Source organism: Cryobacterium sp. Y82 (assembly GCF_002929495.1).
Lineage (GTDB): Bacteria > Actinomycetota > Actinomycetes > Actinomycetales > Microbacteriaceae > Cryobacterium > Cryobacterium serini.
Genome location: NZ_PJJJ01000034.1, coordinates 47,581 through 69,902, shown reverse-complemented (window position 1 = coordinate 69,902; position 22,322 = coordinate 47,581). Strand labels below are relative to the sequence as shown.

The 22,322-nt window shown below is 64.7% G+C and carries 22 protein-coding genes and 1 tRNA gene; 10 read left to right on the top strand and 13 right to left on the bottom strand.

Features of this window, described 5'->3' with window-relative positions; all coding sequences use genetic code 11:
- Nucleotides 1-301 precede the first annotated feature (301 nt).
- Nucleotides 302-1,975, bottom strand: coding sequence for a malate synthase A (gene aceB / locus CXY70_RS11290; RefSeq protein WP_104192472.1), 1,674 nt, complete (start codon nt 1,973-1,975; stop codon nt 302-304).
- A gap of 147 nt (nt 1,976-2,122) precedes the next feature.
- Between aceB and CXY70_RS11285 the strand changes: the two genes are divergently transcribed.
- The 3 genes from CXY70_RS11285 to CXY70_RS11275 all read left to right on the top strand — a co-directional run bounded on the left by CXY70_RS11285 (nt 2,123) and on the right by CXY70_RS11275 (nt 6,302).
- A complete protein-coding gene (locus tag CXY70_RS11285) occupies nt 2,123-3,604 on the top strand; it encodes a helix-turn-helix transcriptional regulator (protein WP_104192471.1) in 1,482 nt (493 codons plus the stop codon).
- 206 nt (nt 3,605-3,810) lie between these two features.
- Nucleotides 3,811-4,770 (top strand): ATP-binding cassette domain-containing protein, encoded by a 960-nt coding sequence (locus tag CXY70_RS11280; RefSeq protein WP_104192470.1) that lies wholly within the window; start codon nt 3,811-3,813, stop codon nt 4,768-4,770.
- Nucleotides 4,771-4,937: 167 nt separating this feature from the next.
- Entirely contained in the window at nt 4,938-6,302 is a 1,365-nt protein-coding gene (locus CXY70_RS11275) for an NAD-dependent succinate-semialdehyde dehydrogenase (protein ID WP_104192469.1), read from the top strand.
- Between the two features lie 90 nt (nt 6,303-6,392).
- Here the strand turns inward: CXY70_RS11275 and rplA are convergent, their stop codons facing one another.
- The 7 genes from rplA to CXY70_RS11240 form a co-directional block, all read right to left on the bottom strand.
- Nucleotides 6,393-7,082: a 50S ribosomal protein L1 gene (gene rplA / locus CXY70_RS11270; protein WP_104192468.1), complete on the bottom strand. Its 690-nt coding sequence runs from the start codon at nt 7,080-7,082 to the stop codon at nt 6,393-6,395.
- 104 nt (nt 7,083-7,186) lie between these two features.
- Nucleotides 7,187-7,618, bottom strand: a complete 432-nt coding sequence (rplK, locus tag CXY70_RS11265; RefSeq protein ID WP_104192467.1) for a 50S ribosomal protein L11 — start codon at nt 7,616-7,618, stop codon at nt 7,187-7,189.
- Nucleotides 7,619-7,737: 119 nt separating this feature from the next.
- Complete coding sequence (gene nusG / locus CXY70_RS11260) at nt 7,738-8,706, bottom strand: transcription termination/antitermination protein NusG (RefSeq protein ID WP_104192466.1); 969 nt, start codon at nt 8,704-8,706, stop codon at nt 7,738-7,740.
- A gap of 135 nt (nt 8,707-8,841) precedes the next feature.
- Nucleotides 8,842-9,114, bottom strand: coding sequence for a preprotein translocase subunit SecE (secE, locus tag CXY70_RS11255; protein ID WP_104192465.1), 273 nt, complete (start codon nt 9,112-9,114; stop codon nt 8,842-8,844).
- A gap of 40 nt (nt 9,115-9,154) precedes the next feature.
- A tRNA-Trp gene (locus CXY70_RS11250) sits at nt 9,155-9,227 on the bottom strand.
- A gap of 292 nt (nt 9,228-9,519) precedes the next feature.
- A complete protein-coding gene (locus tag CXY70_RS11245; RefSeq protein ID WP_104192464.1) occupies nt 9,520-10,974 on the bottom strand; it encodes an NAD(P)/FAD-dependent oxidoreductase in 1,455 nt (484 codons plus the stop codon).
- Nucleotides 10,971-11,813: a UbiA family prenyltransferase gene (locus CXY70_RS11240; RefSeq protein WP_104192463.1), complete on the bottom strand. Its 843-nt coding sequence runs from the start codon at nt 11,811-11,813 to the stop codon at nt 10,971-10,973. The genes CXY70_RS11245 and CXY70_RS11240 overlap by 4 nt, the downstream gene beginning before the upstream one ends.
- A gap of 158 nt (nt 11,814-11,971) precedes the next feature.
- Here CXY70_RS11240 and CXY70_RS11235 point away from each other — a divergent pair, with 158 nt between their 5' ends.
- From CXY70_RS11235 to CXY70_RS11225, 3 genes are all read left to right on the top strand, one after another.
- The gene (locus CXY70_RS11235) at nt 11,972-13,174 is read left to right on the top strand and encodes a pyridoxal phosphate-dependent aminotransferase (protein ID WP_104192462.1); all 1,203 of its coding nucleotides are present in this window, start codon (nt 11,972-11,974) and stop codon (nt 13,172-13,174) included.
- A gap of 74 nt (nt 13,175-13,248) precedes the next feature.
- A complete protein-coding gene (locus CXY70_RS11230) occupies nt 13,249-14,193 on the top strand; it encodes an ABC transporter ATP-binding protein (RefSeq protein ID WP_104192461.1) in 945 nt (314 codons plus the stop codon).
- On the top strand, nt 14,190-15,044 hold the full coding sequence (locus tag CXY70_RS11225; protein ID WP_104192460.1) for an ABC transporter permease: 855 nt from the start codon (nt 14,190-14,192) through the stop codon (nt 15,042-15,044). Before CXY70_RS11230 ends, CXY70_RS11225 begins: the two co-directional genes overlap by 4 nt.
- A gap of 21 nt (nt 15,045-15,065) precedes the next feature.
- On the opposite strand, the gene CXY70_RS11220 is transcribed toward CXY70_RS11225, so the two are convergent.
- On the bottom strand, nt 15,066-15,770 hold the full coding sequence (locus CXY70_RS11220; protein WP_104192459.1) for a response regulator transcription factor: 705 nt from the start codon (nt 15,768-15,770) through the stop codon (nt 15,066-15,068).
- Nucleotides 15,767-17,149, bottom strand: coding sequence for an ATP-binding protein (locus CXY70_RS11215; protein ID WP_104192458.1), 1,383 nt, complete (start codon nt 17,147-17,149; stop codon nt 15,767-15,769). Before CXY70_RS11215 ends, CXY70_RS11220 begins: the two co-directional genes overlap by 4 nt.
- A gap of 112 nt (nt 17,150-17,261) precedes the next feature.
- On the opposite strand from CXY70_RS11215, the gene CXY70_RS11210 reads away from it, so the two are divergent.
- Nucleotides 17,262-18,677, top strand: a complete 1,416-nt coding sequence (locus CXY70_RS11210; RefSeq protein ID WP_158250964.1) for a PspC domain-containing protein — start codon at nt 17,262-17,264, stop codon at nt 18,675-18,677.
- Nucleotides 18,678-18,686: 9 nt separating this feature from the next.
- Nucleotides 18,687-19,100 (top strand): hypothetical protein, encoded by a 414-nt coding sequence (locus CXY70_RS11205; RefSeq protein WP_104192456.1) that lies wholly within the window; start codon nt 18,687-18,689, stop codon nt 19,098-19,100.
- A gap of 28 nt (nt 19,101-19,128) precedes the next feature.
- On the opposite strand, the gene CXY70_RS11200 is transcribed toward CXY70_RS11205, so the two are convergent.
- The 3 genes from CXY70_RS11200 to CXY70_RS11190 are packed head-to-tail and all read right to left on the bottom strand — an operon-like array spanning nt 19,129 to nt 21,164.
- A complete protein-coding gene (locus tag CXY70_RS11200; RefSeq protein ID WP_104192455.1) occupies nt 19,129-20,295 on the bottom strand; it encodes a UDP-N-acetylmuramate dehydrogenase in 1,167 nt (388 codons plus the stop codon).
- Between the two features lie 3 nt (nt 20,296-20,298).
- Nucleotides 20,299-20,721, bottom strand: coding sequence for a MaoC/PaaZ C-terminal domain-containing protein (locus CXY70_RS11195; protein ID WP_104192454.1), 423 nt, complete (start codon nt 20,719-20,721; stop codon nt 20,299-20,301).
- Nucleotides 20,718-21,164 (bottom strand): MaoC family dehydratase N-terminal domain-containing protein, encoded by a 447-nt coding sequence (locus CXY70_RS11190; RefSeq protein ID WP_104192453.1) that lies wholly within the window; start codon nt 21,162-21,164, stop codon nt 20,718-20,720. The genes CXY70_RS11195 and CXY70_RS11190 overlap by 4 nt, the downstream gene beginning before the upstream one ends.
- 71 nt (nt 21,165-21,235) lie before the next feature.
- On the opposite strand from CXY70_RS11190, the gene CXY70_RS11185 reads away from it, so the two are divergent.
- On the top strand, nt 21,236-21,682 hold the full coding sequence (locus CXY70_RS11185) for a GNAT family N-acetyltransferase (protein ID WP_158250963.1): 447 nt from the start codon (nt 21,236-21,238) through the stop codon (nt 21,680-21,682).
- A gap of 40 nt (nt 21,683-21,722) precedes the next feature.
- Nucleotides 21,723-22,301, top strand: coding sequence for a HEAT repeat domain-containing protein (locus CXY70_RS11180; RefSeq protein ID WP_104192451.1), 579 nt, complete (start codon nt 21,723-21,725; stop codon nt 22,299-22,301).
- Nucleotides 22,302-22,322 lie beyond the last annotated feature (21 nt).

Genomic DNA, 22,322 nt, shown 5'->3' with positions numbered 1-22,322 from the left:
CCGTTGGATTACTCGAATTACACGCAGACGAAGACGGTGCGTGCAGCCAACTTTTGGTCGCCATCGTGTCTAGTGGTCATTGAGAAGCAAGATAATGAAATTCATTCATTATCTATATTCAAAATATTAGAGATGACTCAAGCTCATGTATGCCCCCCGTTGGTTACTGCATGCCCCCAAACTAGGGGGTGGAACGAGGATATATTTTGACAACGAAAAAGCGGACAAACAGTTCCTGTCACCCCTGTGATATTGCCGGGGTGAAGCAACCATTTGCCCGCTTTCGCGAACGCGGTTCGTGCTAGAAGAACCGAGCGTACGCTCCGACCGTCAAGAAGGTCGGAAACTCCGGCTCGAGAGCCGAGGTGCGCAGCACCGTGAGGGCATCGTCAAAGCGGTCGGTGGGCGTGCGCTCGAGGCCGTTCACAACCTCATCGAGCACCTCTTCGACCCAGTCGGAGTCGATCCGACGCCCCTCGGCGGTGACCGAGTTCTCGTGGATCCACTGCCAGAGCTGCGAACGGGAAATTTCCGCGGTTGCAGCGTCTTCCATCAGGTTATCGATCGCCGCGGCGCCGACCCCACGCAGCCAGGACTCGATATACCGCAGGGAGATGAGTACGTTGCCCCGCACGCCGGCCTCGGTGATCTGACCGCCGACCGACGCAATATCGAGTAGCTGGGCAGGCGTCACACTCACCTCGGGGCGTGTGCGCTCGAGCTGGTTCGGGCGGTCGCCGAGCACCGTATCGAACTCGGCTTGCGCAGTCGAAATCAGGTCGGGGTGGGCAACCCAGGAACCGTCGAAACCGTCGGTGGCTTCTCGCTTCTTGTCCGCGGCAACCTGGGCGAGAGCCTGCTCAGTGACCGCCGGGTCGCGGCGGTTCGGGATGAAGGCGCTCATCCCGCCGATGGCGAAGGCGCCGCGACGGTGGCAGGTGGCAACGAGCAGTTCGGTGTAGGCCCGCATGAACGGCACCGTCATGGTGATCTGCTTGCGGTCGGGAAAAACAAAGCGACTGCCGCGGGAACGAAATGTCTTGATAATGCTAAAGATGTAGTCCCAGCGTCCGGCGTTGAGACCGGCGCAGTGGTCGCGCAGTTCGTAGAGAATTTCTTCCATCTCGAAGCCGGCCTGAATCGTTTCGATCAGCACCGTGGCGCGAATGGTGCCGTGCTCGATGCCAAGACGCTCCTCGGCGTAGGTGAAGATGTCATTCCACAAGCGTGCTTCCTTGTGGCTCTCCAGCTTGGCCAGATAGAAGTACGGGCCGGTGCCGTTTTCAATGAGCCTCTTGGCGTTGTGAAAGAAATACAGGCCGAAGTCGATGAGGCTACCGGAGGACTTCATGCGACGGTTGGCGCGATCAATGAAGGTGATGTGCTTTTCAACGAGGTGCCAGCCTCGCGGACGCATGACGATGGTTGGCGTCGACTCATTCGTGATCTCGTAAGTCTTACCCTCGGGGCTCGTGAAGCTGAGCTGACCGCGCACCTGATCGAACAGTGTCAGCTGGCCCTCGATCACGTTGGTCCAGGTGGGACTGGTGGCGTCTTCCTGGTCGGCGAGCCAAACTTTGGCGCTCGAATTGAGCGCGTTGATAGCCATCTTGCGGTCGGTCGGGCCGGTGATCTCCACCCGGCGATCCTCCAGGCCAGGTCCGGCTCCCGCAACGCTCCAGGTCGGGTCCAGACGGATGCTCTCGGTTTCGCTGAGAAACCGGGGGTCGCGACCGTTTGCGGTATCCACTCGGGTTTGCAGCCGGGCGGCGAGCAGGTCGTGTCGGGTGCCGGCGAAACGCTCGTGCAGCTCGGCGAGAAATTCGAGGGCGTCCGGGGTAAGGATCTCGTCGTAGCGGTCGCCGAGCGGGCCGGTGACCTCGAGGTGCGGCCGAATCGTGGAGAAGCTGCCGGTGCTCGTCTTCACGGTTTCGGAGCTGACCGCCTGATCGAGGGTGGGGTTCGGAGTGTTCATGGTCTGGCTCCTTGCGAAAGTTGAAAGTAGGTGCTTGCCTGTGCCTCCACTCTGCCCGGCGCGGACCCTGCCGAACCACAATTACTGCGCAGAAGAAACCCTGTTCTTCTGATTGTGGAAACTTTTACGATCTGCGACACTGAGGCTATGGTCCCCGCAGAAGCCCTCGCCGCGCTCTCCTCTCTCAGCAGTGAAGAACCGGAACTTGACGCGCTTACGCTGGGGCGTCGCATCCGGGAACTGCGTACCGCGCGGCGTATGACGCTCGACGCCCTCGCTGCCGCGATCGACCGCGCTCCTTCGCAGGTATCGATGATGGAGAACGGCAAACGCGAACCGCGCCTCTCCATGCTGCGCACGATCGCCCTTGCGCTCGGCACCACCGTTGAAGACCTGATGCGAACGGATGCTCCCTCCGAACGTGCTGCCCTGGAAATCTCGGTCGAACGCGCCCAGCGCGGACCGGTGTTCCAGGCCCTCGGCCTCCCGCGCATCCGAGTGAGCAAGGGCCAGAGCGACGAAACACTGCAAACGATCTTGAGCCTGCACAATGAAATCGACCGGCTCAACCGCGAACGCGCCGCAACTCCGGAGGAGGCACGCCGAGCCAACTCCGCGCTGCGCCAGATCATGCGTCAGCAAGACAACTACTTTCCCGAGCTGGAGGCGCAGGCCCTCGAGCTGCTCACCGCAGTCGGGCACTCCGGCGGTCCGGTGTCCCAGCAGCTCGTCGCCGACATGGCTACCCACCTGGGTTTTTCGCTGCACTATGTGAACGACTTGCCACACTCCACCCGGTCGGTAACCGACAAGCGCAACGGACGCATCTACCTTCCCACCCAGCATTCGGCATCGCGAGATTCCCGCTCGCCAATCGTGCAGGCCTTCGCGAGCCACCTCTGCGCGCACGAAGAGCCAAAAAATTACGCCGAATTTCTGCGCCAACGGGTGGAAACCAACTACCTCACCGCCGCGATCCTGCTGCCGGAGCGAGACGCGGTGCGCATGCTGACCGAGGCCAAGACCCTGCGGCGTATTTCCATGGAGGACTTGCGGGACGCTTTCGCGGTCTCCTACGAGACGGCCGCTCACCGCTTCACCAATCTCGCCACGGCGCGGCTGGATATTCCGGTGCACTTCATGAAGGTGCACGAGTCCGGCACGATCATCAAAGCCTATGAGAACGACAACGTGCGGTTTCCGAGCGACGCGCTCGGCGCTGTCGAGGGCACCACGGTCTGCCGCAGTTGGACTGCTCGTACCGTCTTCGATGTCGAAGACCGCTTCAGCGCCTGGTACCAGTACACGGACATGCCGGCCGGAAGCTTCTGGTGTACTTCCCGCATCGAGAAAGCTAAAGAGGGTGAGTACTCGGTCAGCGTTGGCGTGCCGTTCGCTCACGTGAAGTGGTTTCGAGGTCGGGAGACCGCGAACCGGGCCGTCTCACTCTGCCCCGACGAATCCTGCTGCCGTCGCGCGCCCGACAATCTGGCTGGTCGCTGGGCGGGCCAGTCCTGGCCGGCCGCGCGCACCCCGACGAGCCTGCTCGCCGCGCTGCCCACCGGCACCTTTCCCGGCGTGGACCAGACCGAGGTGTACGAATTTCTCGAGGCCCACTCACCGCACTAGCCTGTCCGCGGGGCGCGCGGATGCCCATCCGCTTTTAGCTAAACAAACCGGTACGTTGTCGGTAGAACTTTTCGATACCATTGTCATGATGTGAAATAAGTGCTGCAAACGAGTGGCCTTTTTGCGGTATCACGCACCAGAGATTGTCGGTTGGGCTCGTCCCACGCGTCGCCGCTCGTCTCGACCTACTGAAATGCGAGCCGACAATGTGTGACGCTCGCGGTGTATTACGCCAGCTCAATCGTGTCGTACACGCGGGCATCCCCTCGGTGAAATTATTGATGAACGTGCCGCTCGATCAGGTTGGCCCTCCCCCGCCGGCCGAAACGACCGCGCCCATGCCATCACACTGGTTTCGCTCCGCGGCACTGCTCGATGTGCGCGGACTACAGGTTGCGTCGGCGGCGTACGTGAACGCACCTCGCTTGGTGCACGGCATCTCGCTCTCCATCACCTGCGGCGAGGTCATCGGTTTGGTTGGCGATAAGTCTTCTGGAGCCCTCGAAGTCGCGCAGTGCATCGCCGGCGTTCTTCCTGCCCCAGCGACCATCCGATCCGGGTCGATTCTGTTCAACGGCGTCGAATTGGTCGGACTGCCGCCACGATCTTTCTCTCGGCTGCACGACGCCAAGATCGCGTACCTGCCGCGCAGCCCACTGGACACCCTCGACCCGAATATGACGGTGGGAAGCCAGTTGGCCGCACCGCTGCGTTCCAGCGGCGGTCTGTCGAAACCGGCCGCCTACGAACGGTCGCTGGATCTGCTGGGCCAGGCCGGCGTCGAGAATCCGCAACACACCTTTACCGCCTATCCGCGCGACGTGTCGGCGATCGTGGCACAGCGCGTGCACATTGCGCGTGCCCTCGCCGGCAGCCCGAATCTGCTGGTGGCCGACGACCCGACCGACACCCTGGATGCGGCCGACAGCTCCGACATTCTTGAGCTCTTGGGCAAGTTACAGCGCAAGCATAAGTTGACGATGATCATCGTGACGCGCTCCGTGCACGTTGCGGCGCGGATCTGCCATCGTGTTGCTGTGGTGCGTACCGGTGCGATCGTCGAATACGCGTCGGTCACCGACCTGTGTGGCTCCCCCAAGCATCCGTACACCCGCGAGATGCTCCAGGCGTCCGAGAATGAGTCGCTGGGAAGCCCAGCCTTGTAGATTGGGCGCATGGAGGCACATAACCCACCGGGCGCACGCGAGGCGCGTTTTGCCCAGCTCGTCGACGGCGTACGCCGACTACTTGAATCATCCGTTGCTATATCTTTGACAAACCAGAGTTTGCATCGGCGCCGGTTTGGGTGCCCGACCAGTGAAGGATAAAGCCTATGACCAGCTACGCAGTCATCAACCCGGCCACCGGGGAGACAGTCAAGACCTACGACACAATCTCGGATGCCGAGCTCACCGCCGCACTCAGCACCGCAAACGACGCCCACACCTGGTCGCGCTCGACCAGCGTCGACGAGCGCGCAGCGCTCGTGCGCCGCGTGGCCGAACTCCACCTCGAGCGCCGCCAGGAGCTCGCCGAAATCATCGTGCGCGAAATGGGTAAGCCTATGGAGCAGGCTCTCGGCGAGGTCGACTTCAGCGTCGACATCTACGCCTATTACGCCGACAATGCGACGGATTTGCTGAAGGACGAAGCCATCAACCTGCTCGCCGGCGAGGGTTCGGCCCTCATCCGTCGCAGCTCGCTCGGCGTGCTGCTCGGCATCATGCCGTGGAACTTCCCGTACTACCAAGTTGCCCGTTTCGCCGGGCCAAACCTGATTATCGGCAACACCATTCTGCTCAAGCACGCCGAGCAGTGCCCCGAATCGGCCGCCGCGATCGCGCAGATCATGCTCGACGCAGGCTTCCCCGAGGGGGCGTACACCAACCTCTACGCTTCCCATGATCAGATCGCCACGGTCATCGCCGACAAACGCGTGCAGGGTGTCTCGCTCACGGGTTCGGAACGCGCGGGAGCTGCGATTGCTGAGATCGCCGGGCGCAACCTGAAGAAGGTCGTGCTCGAGCTCGGCGGCTCAGACCCGTTCATCCTGCTGTCCACCGACGACCTGGATGAGACCGTCGGCGCCGCCGTGGCCGCTCGTCTCGACAACAATGGCCAGGCTTGCAATGCGGCCAAGCGCTTTATCGTCATAGAGGAGCTTTATCAGCCTTTTGTCGATAAGTTCACCGCGGCAATCGCAGCCGTCGAGCTGGGCGACCCAACCAAGGACGGCACCGGACTCGGGCCGCTCTCGTCGGCAAAGGCCACCGAAACTCTTACCGAGCAGGTTGCGCGCGCTGTGGCTCAGGGTGCCACCCTCGTCACAGGCGGAACCGCTGAGGGCAACTTCTATGCCGGAACCGTGCTCACTGACGTAGCGCCCGGCTCCGATGCCTTCCACGAAGAGTTCTTCGGCCCGGTCGCACAGATCTTCAGCGTTCCCGATGAGACCGCCGCAGTCGCGTTGGCCAACAACACCCCGTTCGGCCTGGGTTCCTACGTCTTCACCATCGACCCAGAGCAGGCACTGCGCGTGGCCGACGGCATTGAGGCCGGCATGGTCTTCATCAATTTGGTCGGTGCCGACGGTGCCGAGCTGCCCTTCGGTGGCGTCAAGAGGTCCGGCTCGGGGCGCGAACTCGGCCGTTTCGGCGCCGACGAATTCGTCAACAAAAAGATGATCCGCATCGGCTAACCCGACCGCTGCCGCCCCGTTAAACCGAAGCAGGGCCCTTCGCGAAGACGGGCCCTGCTCGGTGAAACTGCTGCTTAGATGCTTTGAGCCTTAGATGCTGTTGACGTCGAGCTGGATGCCAGGACCGAAGGTGGTCGAAACGACGCCCTTCGTGATGTAACGGCCCTTGGACGAGCTCGGCTTGAGACGAACAACCTCTTCGAGCGCTGCGGAGATGTTTTCGTTCAGCTGCTCGACGGAGAACGACGCCTTGCCGACGACGAAGTGCACGTTGGAGTGCTTGTCGACGCGGAATTCGATCTTTCCGCCCTTGATATCGGAAACGGCCTTGGCGACGTCGGGCGTCACGGTTCCGGTCTTCGGGTTGGGCATGAGGCCACGAGGGCCGAGCACCTTTCCGAGACGACCGACCTTACCCATGAGCTCGGGGGTCGAGACGGCCGAGTCGAACGAGGTGTAGCCAGCGGCTACCTTCTCGATGAGCTCGTCGCCACCGACCTCGTCGGCGCCGGCTGCGATAGCGGCTTCGGCTGCGGGGCCGGTTGCGAAGACGATGACGCGGGCGGTGCGGCCGGTGCCGTGCGGGAGGATGACGGTTCCACGAACCATCTGGTCGGCCTTGCGGGGGTCGACTCCGAGGCGGAGGGCGACCTCAACCGTGGAGTTGAACTTTGCGGAGCCGGTCTCCTTGGCGAGGGCTACGGCCTCGGCAGGGGTGAAGACGTTGTCTTCGCCGATTTTCGCGGCGGAGGCGCGGTACGCCTTTGACTTGGTTGCCATGTGAAATCTCCTGTATGTACTTCAGAGTGTGGTGCGAGCCTGGCAGGCTCTTCCACTAATTGCTAAGGGTGCAAGGCGCCTGGGGCGCTAGTGCGGGGGTGTGCTTAGGCGCTGACCGTGATGCCCATGGAGCGGGCAGTTCCGGCGATGATCTTCGCGGCAGCGTCGATGTCGTTGGCGTTGAGGTCAACCATCTTCGCTTCAGCGATCTCGCGGATCTGGGCCTGCGTGAGGTTGGCGACCTTGACGGTGTGCGGGGTTCCGCTGCCCTTGGCAACGCCGGCGGCCTTCTTGATGAGCTCCGCTGCGGGCGGGGTCTTCAGGATGAACGTGAACGAGCGGTCGTCGTAGACGGTGATCTCAACGGGGATGACGTTACCGCGCTGGGCTTCGGTCGCCGCGTTGTAGGCCTTGCAGAACTCCATGATGTTAACGCCGTGCTGACCCAGTGCCGGCCCGATGGGCGGGGCGGGGTTGGCTGCGCCGGCCTTGATCTGAAGTTTGATCAGACCTGTAACCTTCTTCTTCGGTGCCATTGTGTTGTCCTTCGTATTGATGTGCGAGCAGCCCGGAGGCCGCTCTCCCGGTGGCCCGGATGGGCCCCGGTGGATTGGGGAAACCAGCGTGGATACCCCTTATCAGGGCATCCGCTTGGTTAGAGCTTGGTGACCTGATCGAAGCTGAGCTCGACCGGGGTCTCGCGCTCGAACAGGGAGACGAGCACGATGAGCTTGCCGCTCTCCGGCTTGATCTCGCTGATCGAACCGGGCAGGCCCGCGAACGAACCTTCCTTGATCGTGATGGTCTCGCCAATTTCGTAGTCGACCTCGGCAGCGATGACGCGCTGCGCCGACTTTCCGGGGGCGCCGCCAGCCTTGGTCGGGGCTTCGACGATCTCCACGAGTCCCTTGAGCATGCCGAAGGCTTCTTCGAAGCGCAGCGGCGTGGGGTTGTGGGCGTTGCCGACGAAGCCGGTCACACCGGGGGTGTGACGAACAACCGACCAGCTGTCTTCGTCGAGGTCCATGCGCACGAGCACATAGCCCGGGATGCGCACGCGAGTGACCATCTTCCGCTGGCCATTCTTGATCTCGACGACATCTTCCATGGGAACTTCGCACTGGTAGATGAAGTCTTCCATCGCCATGGACTGCTTACGGTTCTCGATGTTCGACTTCACGCGACGCTCGAAACCGGCGTAGGAGTGAATGACGTACCACTTGCCCGGCAGAAAACGAAGTTCTTGGCGGAAGGCTTCATACGGGTCGATCGGGGCGTCGGCATCCGCGTCGATCTCGGCGACAGCTTCCACGGTGACGAGTTCGTCTTCGTCCTCTACGGCTTCGACGGATGCGTCGGCTTCTTCGGCCGAGTCGATGTCAAGGGCATCGTCGACGATAGCGTCAGCTTCGGGATCGGAGGAGTCGGCGAGCGCATCGAGCGCGGCGTCGAGGTTGACCTCGACGTCGTCGTTCTCGTCTATAACGTGCAGGGCCGCCTGCTCGGCGGCCTCGTTGGAGTCTTCGTCCGCGGCCAGGGTGTTGCCTTCCTGCGCCTCGTCCTCCTCGGAGGACTGCTCGGCGGCAGTGGCCCAGTCGACATCGTCGTGCTTCGTCTCAGTCACTAAATCTCAATCCCTAATTTTTATACATGTGCAAGTTGTCTGGGCACGTTTCCGTGCCGGTGGTATAGACGTTCCGTTGGTACAGACGTTCCCGTGGTACAGACGTTCCGCCAGAGCGGATGCATTCGCTGCGTCTTAGCCCGGCGTTCCGAAAACATACAGGACGACAAAACCGAAGACCCAGTCAAAAGCAGACACGATCGCCATCATGATGATCACGAAGACGAGCACGACACCGGTGTAGCTCAGCAGCTCTTTGCGAGTCGGGGTGACGACTTTACGCAGTTCCGCGAAAACCTGCTTGATGAACAGGGACAACCGAGCGAAAGGACCGCGATTGGATTCGCGGGCAATTCGTGCGTTCGCGACGATTTCCTCACTAGGTTCGTCGACAACTTTTCGGGCCACCTGTTACACCTCTCATGGTCGGCAGATTTCTACCGATGTGCAGGGCGGACAGGACTCGAACCTGCAACCTGCGGTTTTGGAGACCGCTGCTCTACCAATTGAGCCACCACCCTATAGAAGCAAACCCACAAAGCTGCCTGAACTTCAACCAAAGAAGAACACTTGGAAAAAGGCGCAGAAAAACATGGCGGAATTCAACTACCGCAACCAGTCTAGGTCACGGACCGGCCACTGTAAAGCTGAGGCGAACATGCCGGAGGGGCGAGCCACCGCTTCCCGGTCAACTTGGCACACGAATCCCTGAGCGCGCATCTTTCGGAGAAGTGAGTCCTCATCGAATGCCCCAGTTTCGTTCGCCCCGTCAAGTCTAATTTTCTCAGGTGAACGCAGGGCCAGCACTCGGGATCAGGGACCATCGAGGCGGCCGATCAGCTTGTGCATCGCGGTCATGGCGCCGCCGAGTACGGCCGGGATACCGCCGCCGGGGTGCACAGACGCGCCCACCCGCCACAGCCACGGGCGTGCGCGGCTCGTGTAGCCGGGGCGGTGGAACGGCCCGCTCTGCCAGAGCGGGTGGGTGGCGCCGTACAGTGCTCCGCCGGTGGAACCCCAGCCGCCGAAGTAGTGCGGGTCGAGCACGACATGGTCTCGAAACAGCTCGCTGATCGGCCGGACCAGGCCCACGGCGGCGCTGACCCGAGCAACCTCACGCGCCACCCACGGGCTGTTGAGGTCGTAGTGGCGGCCATCGGCGGGCGCGGTGAGGAGAACCGCCACGGTGGCCCGGTCGTTGGGATAGACCTCGTGCGGCCGATAGTAGTTCAGGAAAGCCATCGTCTGCTCCGGCACGACTCCGGCATCGAGGCTGCGGTGCAGGGCGGCCGGGTCATCGGGTAGCACGACGGAGTGCGTTGCTGTGCGTTCCGGCAACGGCGTCTCGAGCGCCGCATAGATGGCCACCCCCGAGCACGAGCGTGCCCGCGCCCGTGTCGGTCGCACGCCGAGCAAACCGTCGAGCACCTCGCTGTCCAGCCCGCTCACGACCACGTCGGCCGGGTACGTCGCCAACGCCGTGGTCACGAGACCTTTCGACACGGAGGTGACGGGCTCGCCGGTGTGCACATGGGCGCCGGCATGCAGCGCCAACCGGTGCAACGCGAGGGGCAGCTCGTTCACTCCACCCTCGGGAACCCAGACGCCGTCCCTGGCCATAATGGCCGGCATACTCGCGTACAGGGCGAGAGTCTGCCGGGGAGAGACGCCCGCGTTGAGGGTGTGGATGGCGATGACCTCTCGCAGGCCATCGGGCATCCAGCTCAGGCCGTCAAGAAAGCTGCGCGTGGTCAGGCGGGTGCCGTACAGGCGAAACACGCTGCGCACGGCCGGCAGCGACGCCGGATCCAACGGGTTGGCGGTGAGCATGCTCGTGAGTTGGGGCCCGAGGCCACCGTGTTCCCGCTCGAAACGGGTCCAGGCCTCGTACCAAGGATGCCCGGCCGGCACCGGCAGGCTAGCTGCCTCTCCCCGGTAGAAATACCGGCCCACTTCGGGCAGTCTTTGCAGCGTGACCCCGGCCACCGCGGCGGCCTCCGATGGAGCAGACCAGCGGGCACCGAGCGCGTCGTAGCGAGCAAGCAGTTCCTCCCAGACCGGCGGGAAAGTGACCAGCGCCGGTCCGGTGTCCACGCGCTGCCCGTCGATCTCGAGGCGCCTGCTCTTGCCACCGATCCAGTCGGATCCTTCCAGTACGGTCACCGAATGGCCGGCGCGGGCCAATAGGGCGGCGGCCGTGAGCCCGCCGATGCCCGCGCCGAGCACGGTGATGCGCTGCGGGGACGTCTTCACGCGTGATCGGGTCATGGATAGGCTCCCAGCAACATGGCGGCCACGATTTGGGTTCCCGCTACGGAACCGGCAACGTAGGGAAACACGATCGAGTATCGATACAGGCGGCGGGCCGTTGCCGGTGTGGGGCTGCGCCCCAGCGTCGTGACCAGCCAGCCGGCGATGAGTGCATTCACCGCGGCGACCGGCCAACTGACCAGCGCGAATCCCACGGTGGACAGAGCCCACCACACGCCGCTCCACACCGTAGCGCCGCGCGCACCGAGGTAGACGGCAGTGGTATGAATTCCGGCGGCGCGGTCCTCGTCGATATCCTGCACCGCGTCGTAGGTGTGCTTGGCCACGCTCCACGCCATCAGCCCGATAGCCGCCGCCCAGACCGGCGACTTGCCGAAGGCCAGGGGTACGAAGACCAGCGGGAAGGCGTAGGCGGCGTTGCTGAGCGAATCGAGGTAGCGCCGGGCCTTGAAACGCAGCGGGGGTGCCGAGTAGAAGATGAAGATCACCGTGTACGCGGCAATCCAGGCCAGCGCCGCCGGCGGCAACGTGACGAGAAAATACGCCACGAATGGTGCGTTGGCCAGCACGACCGCGAGCACAATGCTGCGAGTTTCCGAGCCGAGGATGCGAGCCCCCTCGAGGCCGCCCTTGCGGGCGTTCTGCGCATCCGTTTCCTGATCGAAGATATCGTTCACACCGTAGATCAGCAGGTTGAACGGCAGGGTCGCCCAGAGCAGCAGCGGGACGATGTCCCAGCGCCATAAATCTCCGATCAACCACATGCCGATGACGGTCGTTCCGACGGTGTTGACCCACAGCACCGGTCGAGAGATCTGAACCAGACGGGTGATCATTTGATCACTCTATTCCTGCGGGAGCCCCAATCTTTACGAGTGTCGCATGGCTCAGCCGGCGCGTGCCAGATCTGCGTCACCGGGGCCGATACGAGCGCACGCTAGGCCGGGGGCTTTGCTAGCTAGCTCGCGTGCGGTCGGGTAGCTAAACTCAACACGTGGATCACGAACTCAAGCGAATTTCAACTCGGATCGGCTCTATTGCCGAGTCAGCGACCCTCAAGGTTGACGGCAAGGCCAAGGCGCTGCAGGCGGCTGGAAGGCCGGTGATCAGCTTCGCGGCGGGGGAACCCGATTTCCAGACGCCCGAGCACATCGTGGAGGCGGCGCTGGCCGCCGTGCGCGATCCGAAAAACTATCGATACACTCCTGCGGCTGGTCTTCCCGAGCTGCGCGAGGCCATCGCGGCCAAGACGCTGCGTGACAGCAGCCTCGCGGTCTCGCCGAGCCAGGTCGTTGTCACCAACGGTGGTAAGCAGGCCGTCTACCAGGCCTTCGCAACCCTGCTCGATCCCGGTGACGAGGTCATCGTGCCGACTCCGTACTGGACCACCTACCCCGAAGCAATCCGCCTCGCCGGCGGCGTGCAGGTCGACGTCTTCGCCGGCAGTGACCAGGGCTACCTTGTGACCGTCGAGCAGCTTGAAGCCGCACGCACCCCGCGAACCAAGGTACTGCTGTTCGTCTCACCGTCGAACCCCACCGGCGCTGTCTATTCGCCGGAGCAGACCCGTGCCATCGGCCAGTGGGCCGAAGACAACGGACTCTGGGTCATCTCCGATGAGATCTACCAGAACCTCACCTATGACGGGGCTCGTGCCGTTTCGATTGTCGAGGCCGTTCCGGCACTGGCCGACCGCACCATCCTGGTCAACGGCGTCGCTAAAACGTATGCCATGACGGGCTGGCGCCTCGGCTGGATGGTCGGCCCCGCCGACGCCATGAAGGCGGCGGCAAACCTGCAGTCGCACCTCTCCTCGAACGTGTCGAACATTTCTCAGCGCGCGGGAATCGCTGCGCTGAACGGCCCGCAGGACGCCCCCGAGGCCATGCGGGTGGCCTTTGACCGCCGCCGCAAGCTGATCGTCGCCGAGCTGAACCAGATCCCCGGGGTCGTGACACCCACCCCGCAGGGTGCGTTCTACGTCTACCCCGACGTGACCGGTCTGCTCGGCCGTCAGTGGGGCGGCGTGACCCCAACGACGTCGCTCGAACTGGCCGACCTCATTCTCGATCAGGCCGAGGTGGCCGCAGTTCCTGGCGAAGCTTTCGGGCCGAGTGGATTCCTGCGCATGTCCTACGCCCTCAGCGATGACGCCCTGCTCGAGGGCGTACAACGTCTGCAGCGCCTGTTCGCCTAGTACGGCATCCGTCGACTGATGGATAAGGGAGACGGCCAGGAGGTACGGGGGCGCGGAAGTGAGATCATAAATCCATGACAACTACGCCTCCGGTCGTGCAGGTGCGCGACCTGCAGAAATCGTACGGCAGCGTCGAGGCGGTACGCGGCGTGAGTTTCTCGATCGCGGCCGGTGAGACCTTCGCCCTGCTCGGCCCGAATGGCGCCGGCAAGAGCACGACGATCGAGATTCTCGAGGGCTATCGTGACCGTTCCGGCGGCGAGGTGAGCGTGCTCGGCACTGATCCGCACCGCGGCGGCCTGGAATGGAAGGCGCGCCTCGGCATTGTGCTGCAGACCAGCGGCGAGAGCGGCAATGCCACCGTGACAGAGGTGTTGCGCCACTTCGCCGGGTTCTATCCCCATCCCCGCGACGTCGAGGAGGTCATCGACGCGGCGGGCCTGCGCGAGAAGGCGAAAACCCGCATCGGCAAACTTTCCGGCGGGCAGCGTCGCCGAGTGGATGTCGCCCTCGGTATCATCGGACGCCCCGAGTTGTTGTTCCTCGACGAACCGACCACCGGCTTCGACCCCGAGGCCCGGCATCAGTTCTGGGACCTCATTCGGGGGCTGAAGGCGGAGGGCACCACCATTCTGCTGACGACCCACTACCTCGACGAGGCCGCGCAACTCGGCGACCGAGCCGGAATCATCGCCGGTGGCCAGCTCATCGACATCGGTTCGCTCGACAAAATCGGCGGAGCAGATGCCCGTGTTCCGGTCGTGCGCTGGCGTGACGGCAACGGATTGGTACGCGAAGAGCGCACGAGCCGCCCGGCGCAGGTCGTGGCCGAACTCGTCCGCAGCTCGAACGGTGCCGAGCCCGCGGATCTCGAGGTAATCCGGCCAAGTCTCGAAGACGTGTACCTTTCGCTCGTGCGTGGTCACGAGGCTATGCCGGCTGCGAACGGGGCTGCAGCATCCACCAATGAGGGTCGGCCGGATCCGAGCCGACGCACCTATAAGGACGTACGAGCATGAGCGCCACGGTTTTGGTCGCCCGCCCGCAGAACAAGGTTCCGGGCACGCTCGCCCTCGGCCTGTCCCGCATCGGCTATGAAACGCGCCTGTACTTTCGCTCCCCCGATACCCTGTTGTTCACGTTCTTTTTTCCCTTCATCATGCTGGGCATTTTCACCGCCGCGTTCAGCTCCTCCGGCAATATCGGTGCGAATCCCGACGGCACCGGCGGCGTCAGCGTGGGCGCCTACTACCTGCCCGGCATGCTCGCCGCCGGCATGCTTCTCTCCGGTGTGCAGAACCTCGCCGTCGATATCGCCGGCGAGAAGAGCGACGGCACCCTCAAACGCCTGGGCGGCACCCCGCTATCCCCACTGAGCTATTTTCTCGGCAAGATCGGGCAGGTCTTCGTGACCGCGATTCTGCAGGCCGGCCTCCTGCTTCTCGTGGCACGGCTTGTGCTCGATATCGCGCTGCCGAGCGAACCGGAGAAGTGGGCGACCTTCGCCTGGGTGTTTGTGTTCGGCGTGATCACGAGCGCGTTTCTCGGCATAGCCCTGTCGGCGGTGCCGCGGTCGGGGCGCAGCGCCACGGCCGTGGTGGCTCCCGTGGTGCTCGTGCTGCAATTCATCTCGGGCGTCTATCTGCAGTTCACGACGCTGCCCGAGTGGATGCAGAATTTGGCGAGCATCTTTCCGCTCAAATGGATGGCTCAGGGCATGCGTTCGGTCTTTCTTCCGGAAAGCTTCGCAGCTGCCGAGCAGAGCGCTTCCTGGGATTTACCCTGGGTGGCCGGCGCCCTCGGCATCTGGCTGGTGCTGGGTCTCGTGCTGAGCCGGGTGACGTTTCGTTGGATTCGACGCGACGCGTGAGCCTGGCCTGAAGCCCGGGCGCTACAGCAGTTTGCGCTCGAGTGCCCAGGCGGTCAGTTCGTGACGACTCGACAGCTGCAGCTTGCGCAGCACGGACGAGACGTGCGTTTCAACGGTCTTGGCCGCGATGAACAGGGTGCTGGCGACCTCCTTGTAGCTGTAGCCACGGGCAATGAGGCGCATCACCTCGGTTTCCCGGGCGGAGAGCCGGTCGAGCTCTTCGGTCGTTTCGGCGGTCTCGCCGGCAACAGCACCGAAGGCGTCGAGGACGAATCCGGCCAGGCGCGGCGAGAACACGGCGTCACCGTCGGCCACGCGGCGGGCCGCCTCGGAGACCTCGGCTCCGGAGGCGCTCTTGGTGATGTAACCGCGTGCACCGGCCCGAATGACGCTCACCACGTCGTCGGCGGCGTCGGAGACACTGAGCGCCAGGAACAGGGTGTGCGGTGCGCGCGGCGCCGCCTCACGAATGACCTCCGCGCCGCCCCCGCCGTGCCCGCCCGGCAAATGCACGTCGAGCAGCACGACGCGCGGCTGCAGGTCGATCACGCGCGCGATCGCCGCGTCGACCGTGGCCGCCTCGCCAAGCACGGTGATGTCGGCGTCGAGTTCGGCGCGCAGCCCCGAACGAAAGATGGAGTGGTCGTCGACGATAAGTACGCAGAGGCCAGCGGATGCCGCGCTCGACTCGGTGGCTGCCCGGTCGCTCGCCTTGTGGTCGGTCATCGCACGCTCGTTTCGGTGTGGTGGTCATCGGTGACCGGTACGGTCTGCGTTGGCAGGGTCAGCAGAATCTCGGTGCCGGCGCCGCCCGGACCTAGGCGCACGGCGGCGGTGCCCCCGGCTCGATGCATGCGTCCGAGAATGGATTCGCGCACGCCGAGGCGGTCTTTAGGAATCAGGTCGAGCCGAAAGCCCGGGCCCCGGTCAGTGACACTCAGTTCGATGCCGCGTGCACTTGTCTCGAGGTAGACCGACACTGCTCCGCCGGCATGCCTGGCCGCGTTGAGCATGGCCTCGCGGGCAGCGGCGACGAGCGATTCCGGGGCATCGGTGCTGCCCGAGTTTGTGTCGGGACTCGCCGCAGAGCGCACACGAACCCCGGCACCGACCGTCACGACCTCGAAGTGCACCGCGAAGTCTTCTTCAATCTCCCCGGCGATGCGGCGCAGCGCGGCAGCCAGGTCGGTCGCCGGTTCGGCACCAGCAGATCGGCTTCCGGTGAACAACCATACGCGCAGTTCGCGTTCCTGCGCGCGGGCGAGCCGGGCGGCATCGCTGTGCGGTCCGGCTTTCTGCTGGATGAGCGCGAGGGTCTGCAGCACCGAATCGTGCAGGTGCGCGGCGATATCGGCCCGTTCCGCTTCACGGGCCCGCGCGGCACGCTCATCGGCGAGGTCGCTCCACAGCCGCAGCAGCCACGGCGCTGTCACGACGGCAACACCGAGCAGAACGGATGCCGCCGCCAGAATAACCGTCCACGCGCTCGGACTGGTTCCCGTCACGAAAAAAAGCAGAATGCCCACGGCGACCAGCACCAGCGCCCCCAGAATGCGCACCAGCAACGCCGACGATTGCTGGGCTGCGCCGCTGCGAATGTCGGCGAACTGGCGCCAGGCCAGCGCGGTTCCGGCCAGTACGACGATGGCGGGCACCACCACGGCGAGAGGGATGTCAGCGCCGAGGCGGCTCGCCACCAGGGCGCCACCGGCAGCGAGCAGGGCCAGGCCGAGCAGGATTTCGGTGACGGGCGCGGCTCGCGCGGAGTCGGTATCCGCTCGGGAGAACACTGTCGATGAACTCCGGCCGATCGTGGCGACGGAACCCGCCATTGCTGCGGGAACGGCCTGAATCGGGGCAGCGGGGAGAAACGCGGCTCTCGACCGGGCGAGGCTCGACTTGGGCAGGGGATCAACTGCCGCAGCGCCCGAAGGAATCGTCACCCACAGCCAGGCGTAGAGCAACGCGCCGAAGCCGCCGCAGAAGCTGAGCAGCACCGTGACCAGGCGCACCGTTGGGAGTGGAACGCCGGTGTGCTCGGCGAAACCGGCACACACTCCGCCGACGAGGCGAAGCCGGGGCCTGATCATCCGTGCGGTACTCACGTGTTCATCCAAGCATGCTCCGCCTCCAGTGGAGATTTCGCTGGCATCAATCAGGGTTCACTCAGGGTCATCCCCCATGGCAGCGGTCTCAGCGCGCTGCCAGACTCGAAGCATGACCGACACACCGAGGGCCCAGACACCTCATCCCGACCAAATCACCCGGTTCTTCGACTGGATCCGCGGCAGCGGACTGAACCGTGACGGCGACCGCTGGATCGCCGGCGTCTGCGGCGGCATTGCCGCCCGCACCGGGCTCGACCCGCTGATCGTGCGCGGCATCGCCGTCGTGATCGCCATCCTCGGCGGCCCCGTCGTCTTCGCCTACGCCGTCGGCTGGGCGCTACTACCGCGCGGCGCCGGCCGCATTTACGCCGAAACCGCCATCCGCGGCCGCTTCGAGCCAGCCATGATCGCCATCGGCGCGCTGCTCCTGTTCACCGTCGTGCCGTTGTTTCGCGGTTTCTGGTGGAACGGTCCGACCGGCCTGTGGGCGCTTCCCGACTGGCTCGAGAGCATCTTCTCGCTCGGCTGGGGGTTGGCTATCACGGCCGGCATCGTCTGGCTGGTCGTGTACCTGGTGCGCCGTTCCCAGAAACCGCGCCCGACCCCCCCGGCCCCGTCGTCAGATTCCACCACGACGAGCACGCCCACCGCGAGCACCAGCCTTATCGAATCCGACATCGCAACCACCCCGAACCTGGCTTTCGCGGCCGCGAGCACGGCCCCGAGCACCTCGCCGACCGCTGGTACGACCTATCCCCCGACCAATCCGTACGTACCGGACCCAGCCCGGAGCATCCGCTCTGATCAGAATCGCGCCTGGCAGGAACAGAACCGTGCCCGCCAGCAAGCGCACCGCGCCCGAGTGCGTGCCCGTCGCCCCGGTGCCGGCTATAGCGCCATCGTGCTCGGCCTGGCTTTGGCCACGGGCGCAGTTGCAGCCTGGGTGAATTCGAGGGGCGTCTGGTCGCAGGACGCGGTCATTCTCGGCCTCGCCTTCGCGCTGGGGGTGCTGGCCCTCGGCATCGTGATCGCCGGAATTCGCGGTCGCACCGACGGCGCCATGGGCGGTTTCGCCTTTCTGGCCGCAGCCACCCTCGTCGTGCTCGGCATCTTTCCGCAGGGAACCCAATTCTTTGCGATCGGCGACAACGTCTGGTCGCTCAGCGCGAACTCCGTCGCCACTGCCCCGACCACGAGCTACGCCATGATCGTCGGGCAGTCCACGCTCGACCTGCGCGATTTCGACAACCCCGGTCTCGACGACGACGCCATCATCGATGTCTGGCTCCTCGCGGGCGCCACCGATATCCAACTACCAGCGGATGCCCCGGTGCGCGTTGAATCGCGCGCGCTGGCCGGCGGCGTCGAGTATTCCGGACGTGCTGTCGCCTCCGAAAACGGCGAGCAGACCGGCGTGTTCGCCTTCGACCAGCGCACCTTCAACGCGAGCAGCCGCAGCGATGGCCCGCTCGTGCGCATCTGGACCCTCGCCGGCGTCGTGACGCTCGATTCCTCCAACGACTAGGACCCCACCATGACCACTCCACTTTCCCCTGCGGGCCCCAACCACGATCGCACCGGCGCGAACGCCCCCACCGAAGATTTCTCCGTGAACGCGGCTGCCGACGCGTCGGCAACCGCGAATCTGTCAGACGATCCAACTGTCCCCTACCCGGAATCGGGGCGTCCTTCGCCGGAGCACGACTCGACGCCGAGCTTCTTCAACCCGAACACCGATATGCCGACCGCTGCCACACCCCGACTCCGTCCGCGCTTCGGCACGATCCTCTGGGGCATCCTGCTGCTCGCCTTCGCCACCTACATGGTGGTCTTCACTCTGCTGCCGGCACCGCCGGATCCGACCCTCTGGCTGCTCGGCGGCGTGATCGCGGTCGGGCTCGGCCTGGTCGTGGCCGGTATCGCCGCTGCCGCGCGTCGCGCCGACTGACCGGTGCCACCCGGGTGAATCGGTGAAGCTACAGCGTGAATCCCACCAGCACCGGCTCGGGCTGCAGGTTCACCCCAAACTCGGCCTGCACCCGCCCGAGCACGTACCGCGCCAGTTCGGCGACTTCCTCGGCGGTGGCCCCGCCGGTATTCGTCAAGGCCAGGGTGTGTTTACTCGACACAGCCGCTCTTGATCCCGGCAGGCGAAAACCCCGGCTGACCCCGGAGCGTTCGATCAACCAGGCGGCGCTGAGCTTGACCAGCCGCACGGGTTCCTCACCGGGAACAGGTCCGACTCCCATATATTCCTCGAGCGGAATAACTCGATCAGCCGGCTCCGCCTCGAGCGGCCAGCGCGGGGCATCCGTCGGCAGGGAGCGCGCAAACGCCTCGGTCACGATCGGATTGGTGAAGAACGATCCGGCGCTGAACGTGTCGGGGTCGCTTGGGTCTAGCACCATTCCCTTACCCGCCCGCAGGCCGAGCACGGTAGCGCGCACGATCGAAAGCGGCACCCGGTCGCCGAGTTGAACACCGAGCGCCCCGGCAAGCTGGGCATACTTCAACGGCTGGCCGAGGGTGCTGCCCAAAACGGATGCCTCGGCCGCGGTGTCGTGCAGCTCCAGCTCGATCGCGAGCACCACACCGCGCAGCCCCTGTTTGAGCGCAGAGGTGCGATAGCCAAGGCCCAGGTCGGCACGCTGCAGACGCTCGACCTCGCCGGTTTCATAGGAGAGAAAGTCGATGGCCACGAGGCTGTCGGAGATTTCCTGACCGTAAGCACCAATGTTCTGCACCGGGGCAGCGCCGCACGATCCGGGGATGCCCGACAGCGCTTCGATGCCGGCCCAGCCGTTATCCACCGTGTAGGCGACGAGGTCGTCCCACGGTTCGCCGGCCTGCACGCGGAGTCGCACGTGATCGGTCGGCCCGGCAACGGCATCCGCTTCGCTCGTGGTTGTCCTGCCGAGCACCTCGATACCGCGAGTCACCACGTGGATGACGATGCCGTCGAAGCCTTCGTCGGCGACGATGGTATTGGAGCCGCCGCCGAGCAACAACCAGTTCTCATCCATGCCCCAGACCACGAGGGTCTCGTTGATGAGGTCCTGTTCGGTGACCGGCGCCACCCGGGCAGCTGACGGCCCGCCCACCCGAAAGGTGGTGAGGGTACTGAGCAGAACGGGTTCAATCATGTTCTAGGCCAGGTTGACGCGCGCCTGCGCCTTGCCGAGAACGGTCGCGCCGTTGAACGTCACGGTTAGGTCGATGCGGGCGATAAGGGCTTCAAGGTCGACGGCGCCGACCCTGGCGACGACAGCCACGGTCGCGCCATCAGTGGCGTCGACGAATACCGGGCGGGTGAATCGCACCTGGTAGTCGAGAACCCGGGCCGGGTCACCGGCCCAGTCGACGACGGGCTGCACGGCCAGGCCCATGGTGAGCATGCCGTGGGCGAGCACGCCCGACAATCCCACGGACTGCGCCACATCGTCGCGGTAGTGAATGGAATTGAAATCACCGGATGCCCCGGCATAGCGCACAAGGGAATCACGCGTCAGGGCGAAACTCGCCTCGGCGACGATGTCGCCGACCGTGAGCTCGGTTAGCACGGGGGTCATTCGTCTCCCCTGACGACGAGGGTGGAGATGGCGGTCACGACGTGGGCGCCCGCGGCGTCGATGATGGTGGACTCGGCGGTCACCATTGAGTGTCCGCCGAGGCTCTTGATACTCGTCACCGCGAGGGTCGCCGTGAGTTCGTCACCGGCAACGATCGGCCGGCTGTAGCTAAAGCGCTGGTCGCCGTGCACGACGCGGGTGAAGTCGATGCCGCCATCCGGTTCGGCCAGAAGTTGGGCCAGGGTGGCCTCCTGCACGACCACGGCGAAGGTGGGCGGGGCGACGACGTCCGCGTGACCGGCTGCGCGGGCCGCTTCGGGATCGAGATTGATCGGGTTCGACGCGAACACGGCGCGGGAGAATTCGCGCACCTTTTCTCGGCCGACTAGGTACGGGGCGACCGGCGGAAAGACCCGCCCCTGCAACTCTGGGTTCACTGACACCCATCGAGTCTACCCAGCGCGCTCCCGTGGCCGGTCACGAGCACGCCGCGACAAGGCGCAGACTATTAGACGTGAAATGTGTATCCGTACGCCTCGGTGACCCCGAGGTGGCCCCTCTCCTGCTTGACCTGCACCGTGAATACGAAACCCGCTACGGGGACGGCGATTCCGTGCACGACGTCGACGGGGCAGAGTTTGATCCGCCTAGCGGCGGCTTTCTCGTTCTCGTCGACGGTGACACCACCGTCGCAGGCGGCGGCCTGCGCCAGTACGACGCGACCACCGCCGAGGTCAAGCGCATGTGGACCAACCCCGATTACCGCCGCCAGGGCCACGCGAAGACGATTCTGCGCGAACTCGAGAAGCTTGCCCGAGATCTCGGCTACGAGCGGATGCGCCTGGAAACCGGCTACGCCCAGCCAGAAGCCCTCGCTCTCTATCGCAGCCTCGGTTTCACTGACATCGGCAACTACGGCATCTACGAGCACGCCTCCGGTTTCGAGCTGCTGCTCTCCTAAGAGCCCGGAAACCGCGGAGGGGAGGTAGCGTTAGGGGGCTATGCAAAACAAATTGATTCCGCACCCCGACCTTCCGATCGACCTGCCGACCGACGAGCGCATTCGCGCCGCCGTCGCGCACTACGGCGAGAACGTCGTCATCGACAACGCCGTGGCCCTGTTGCGTGCCAAAAACGCTGGAAAAGACTTTCTGCTCTACGCCGGTGGTCGCCACGCGCTCGGCATCCTCGAGGGTGCACCAGCGCTGTACTGGCCCGAGCTGTGGGGCGCCCGCGCGCTGCTGCACGTCTGGGGCGAGCAGGCCGCGCCGTACATCGTCGTCGGCCTGAACAATCAGGCATGGCGTGTGCGCGAAATGTGCGCCAAGGTTGTGCTGCTGCGCGGCCTGCAGGTCGTACCCAAGCTCGTGCGTCTCACGACCGACGAGAACCCGCGCGTTCGTTCCGCCGCGCTGCACGCCCTCGCCGCCCAGGGCACCGCCGACAATATTGCCACGATCGAGGTGCGCCTGCGCGACTCCGACAAAGAGGTGCGCCGTGCCGCCCAGCAGGCTCGCGACGCCATTCGCGGCCGGTTGAAGCTGACCGAGCCCGAGCCCGAGCCCGAGCCTGGGGCCTAGGACCAACCCGGCCCGGGCATC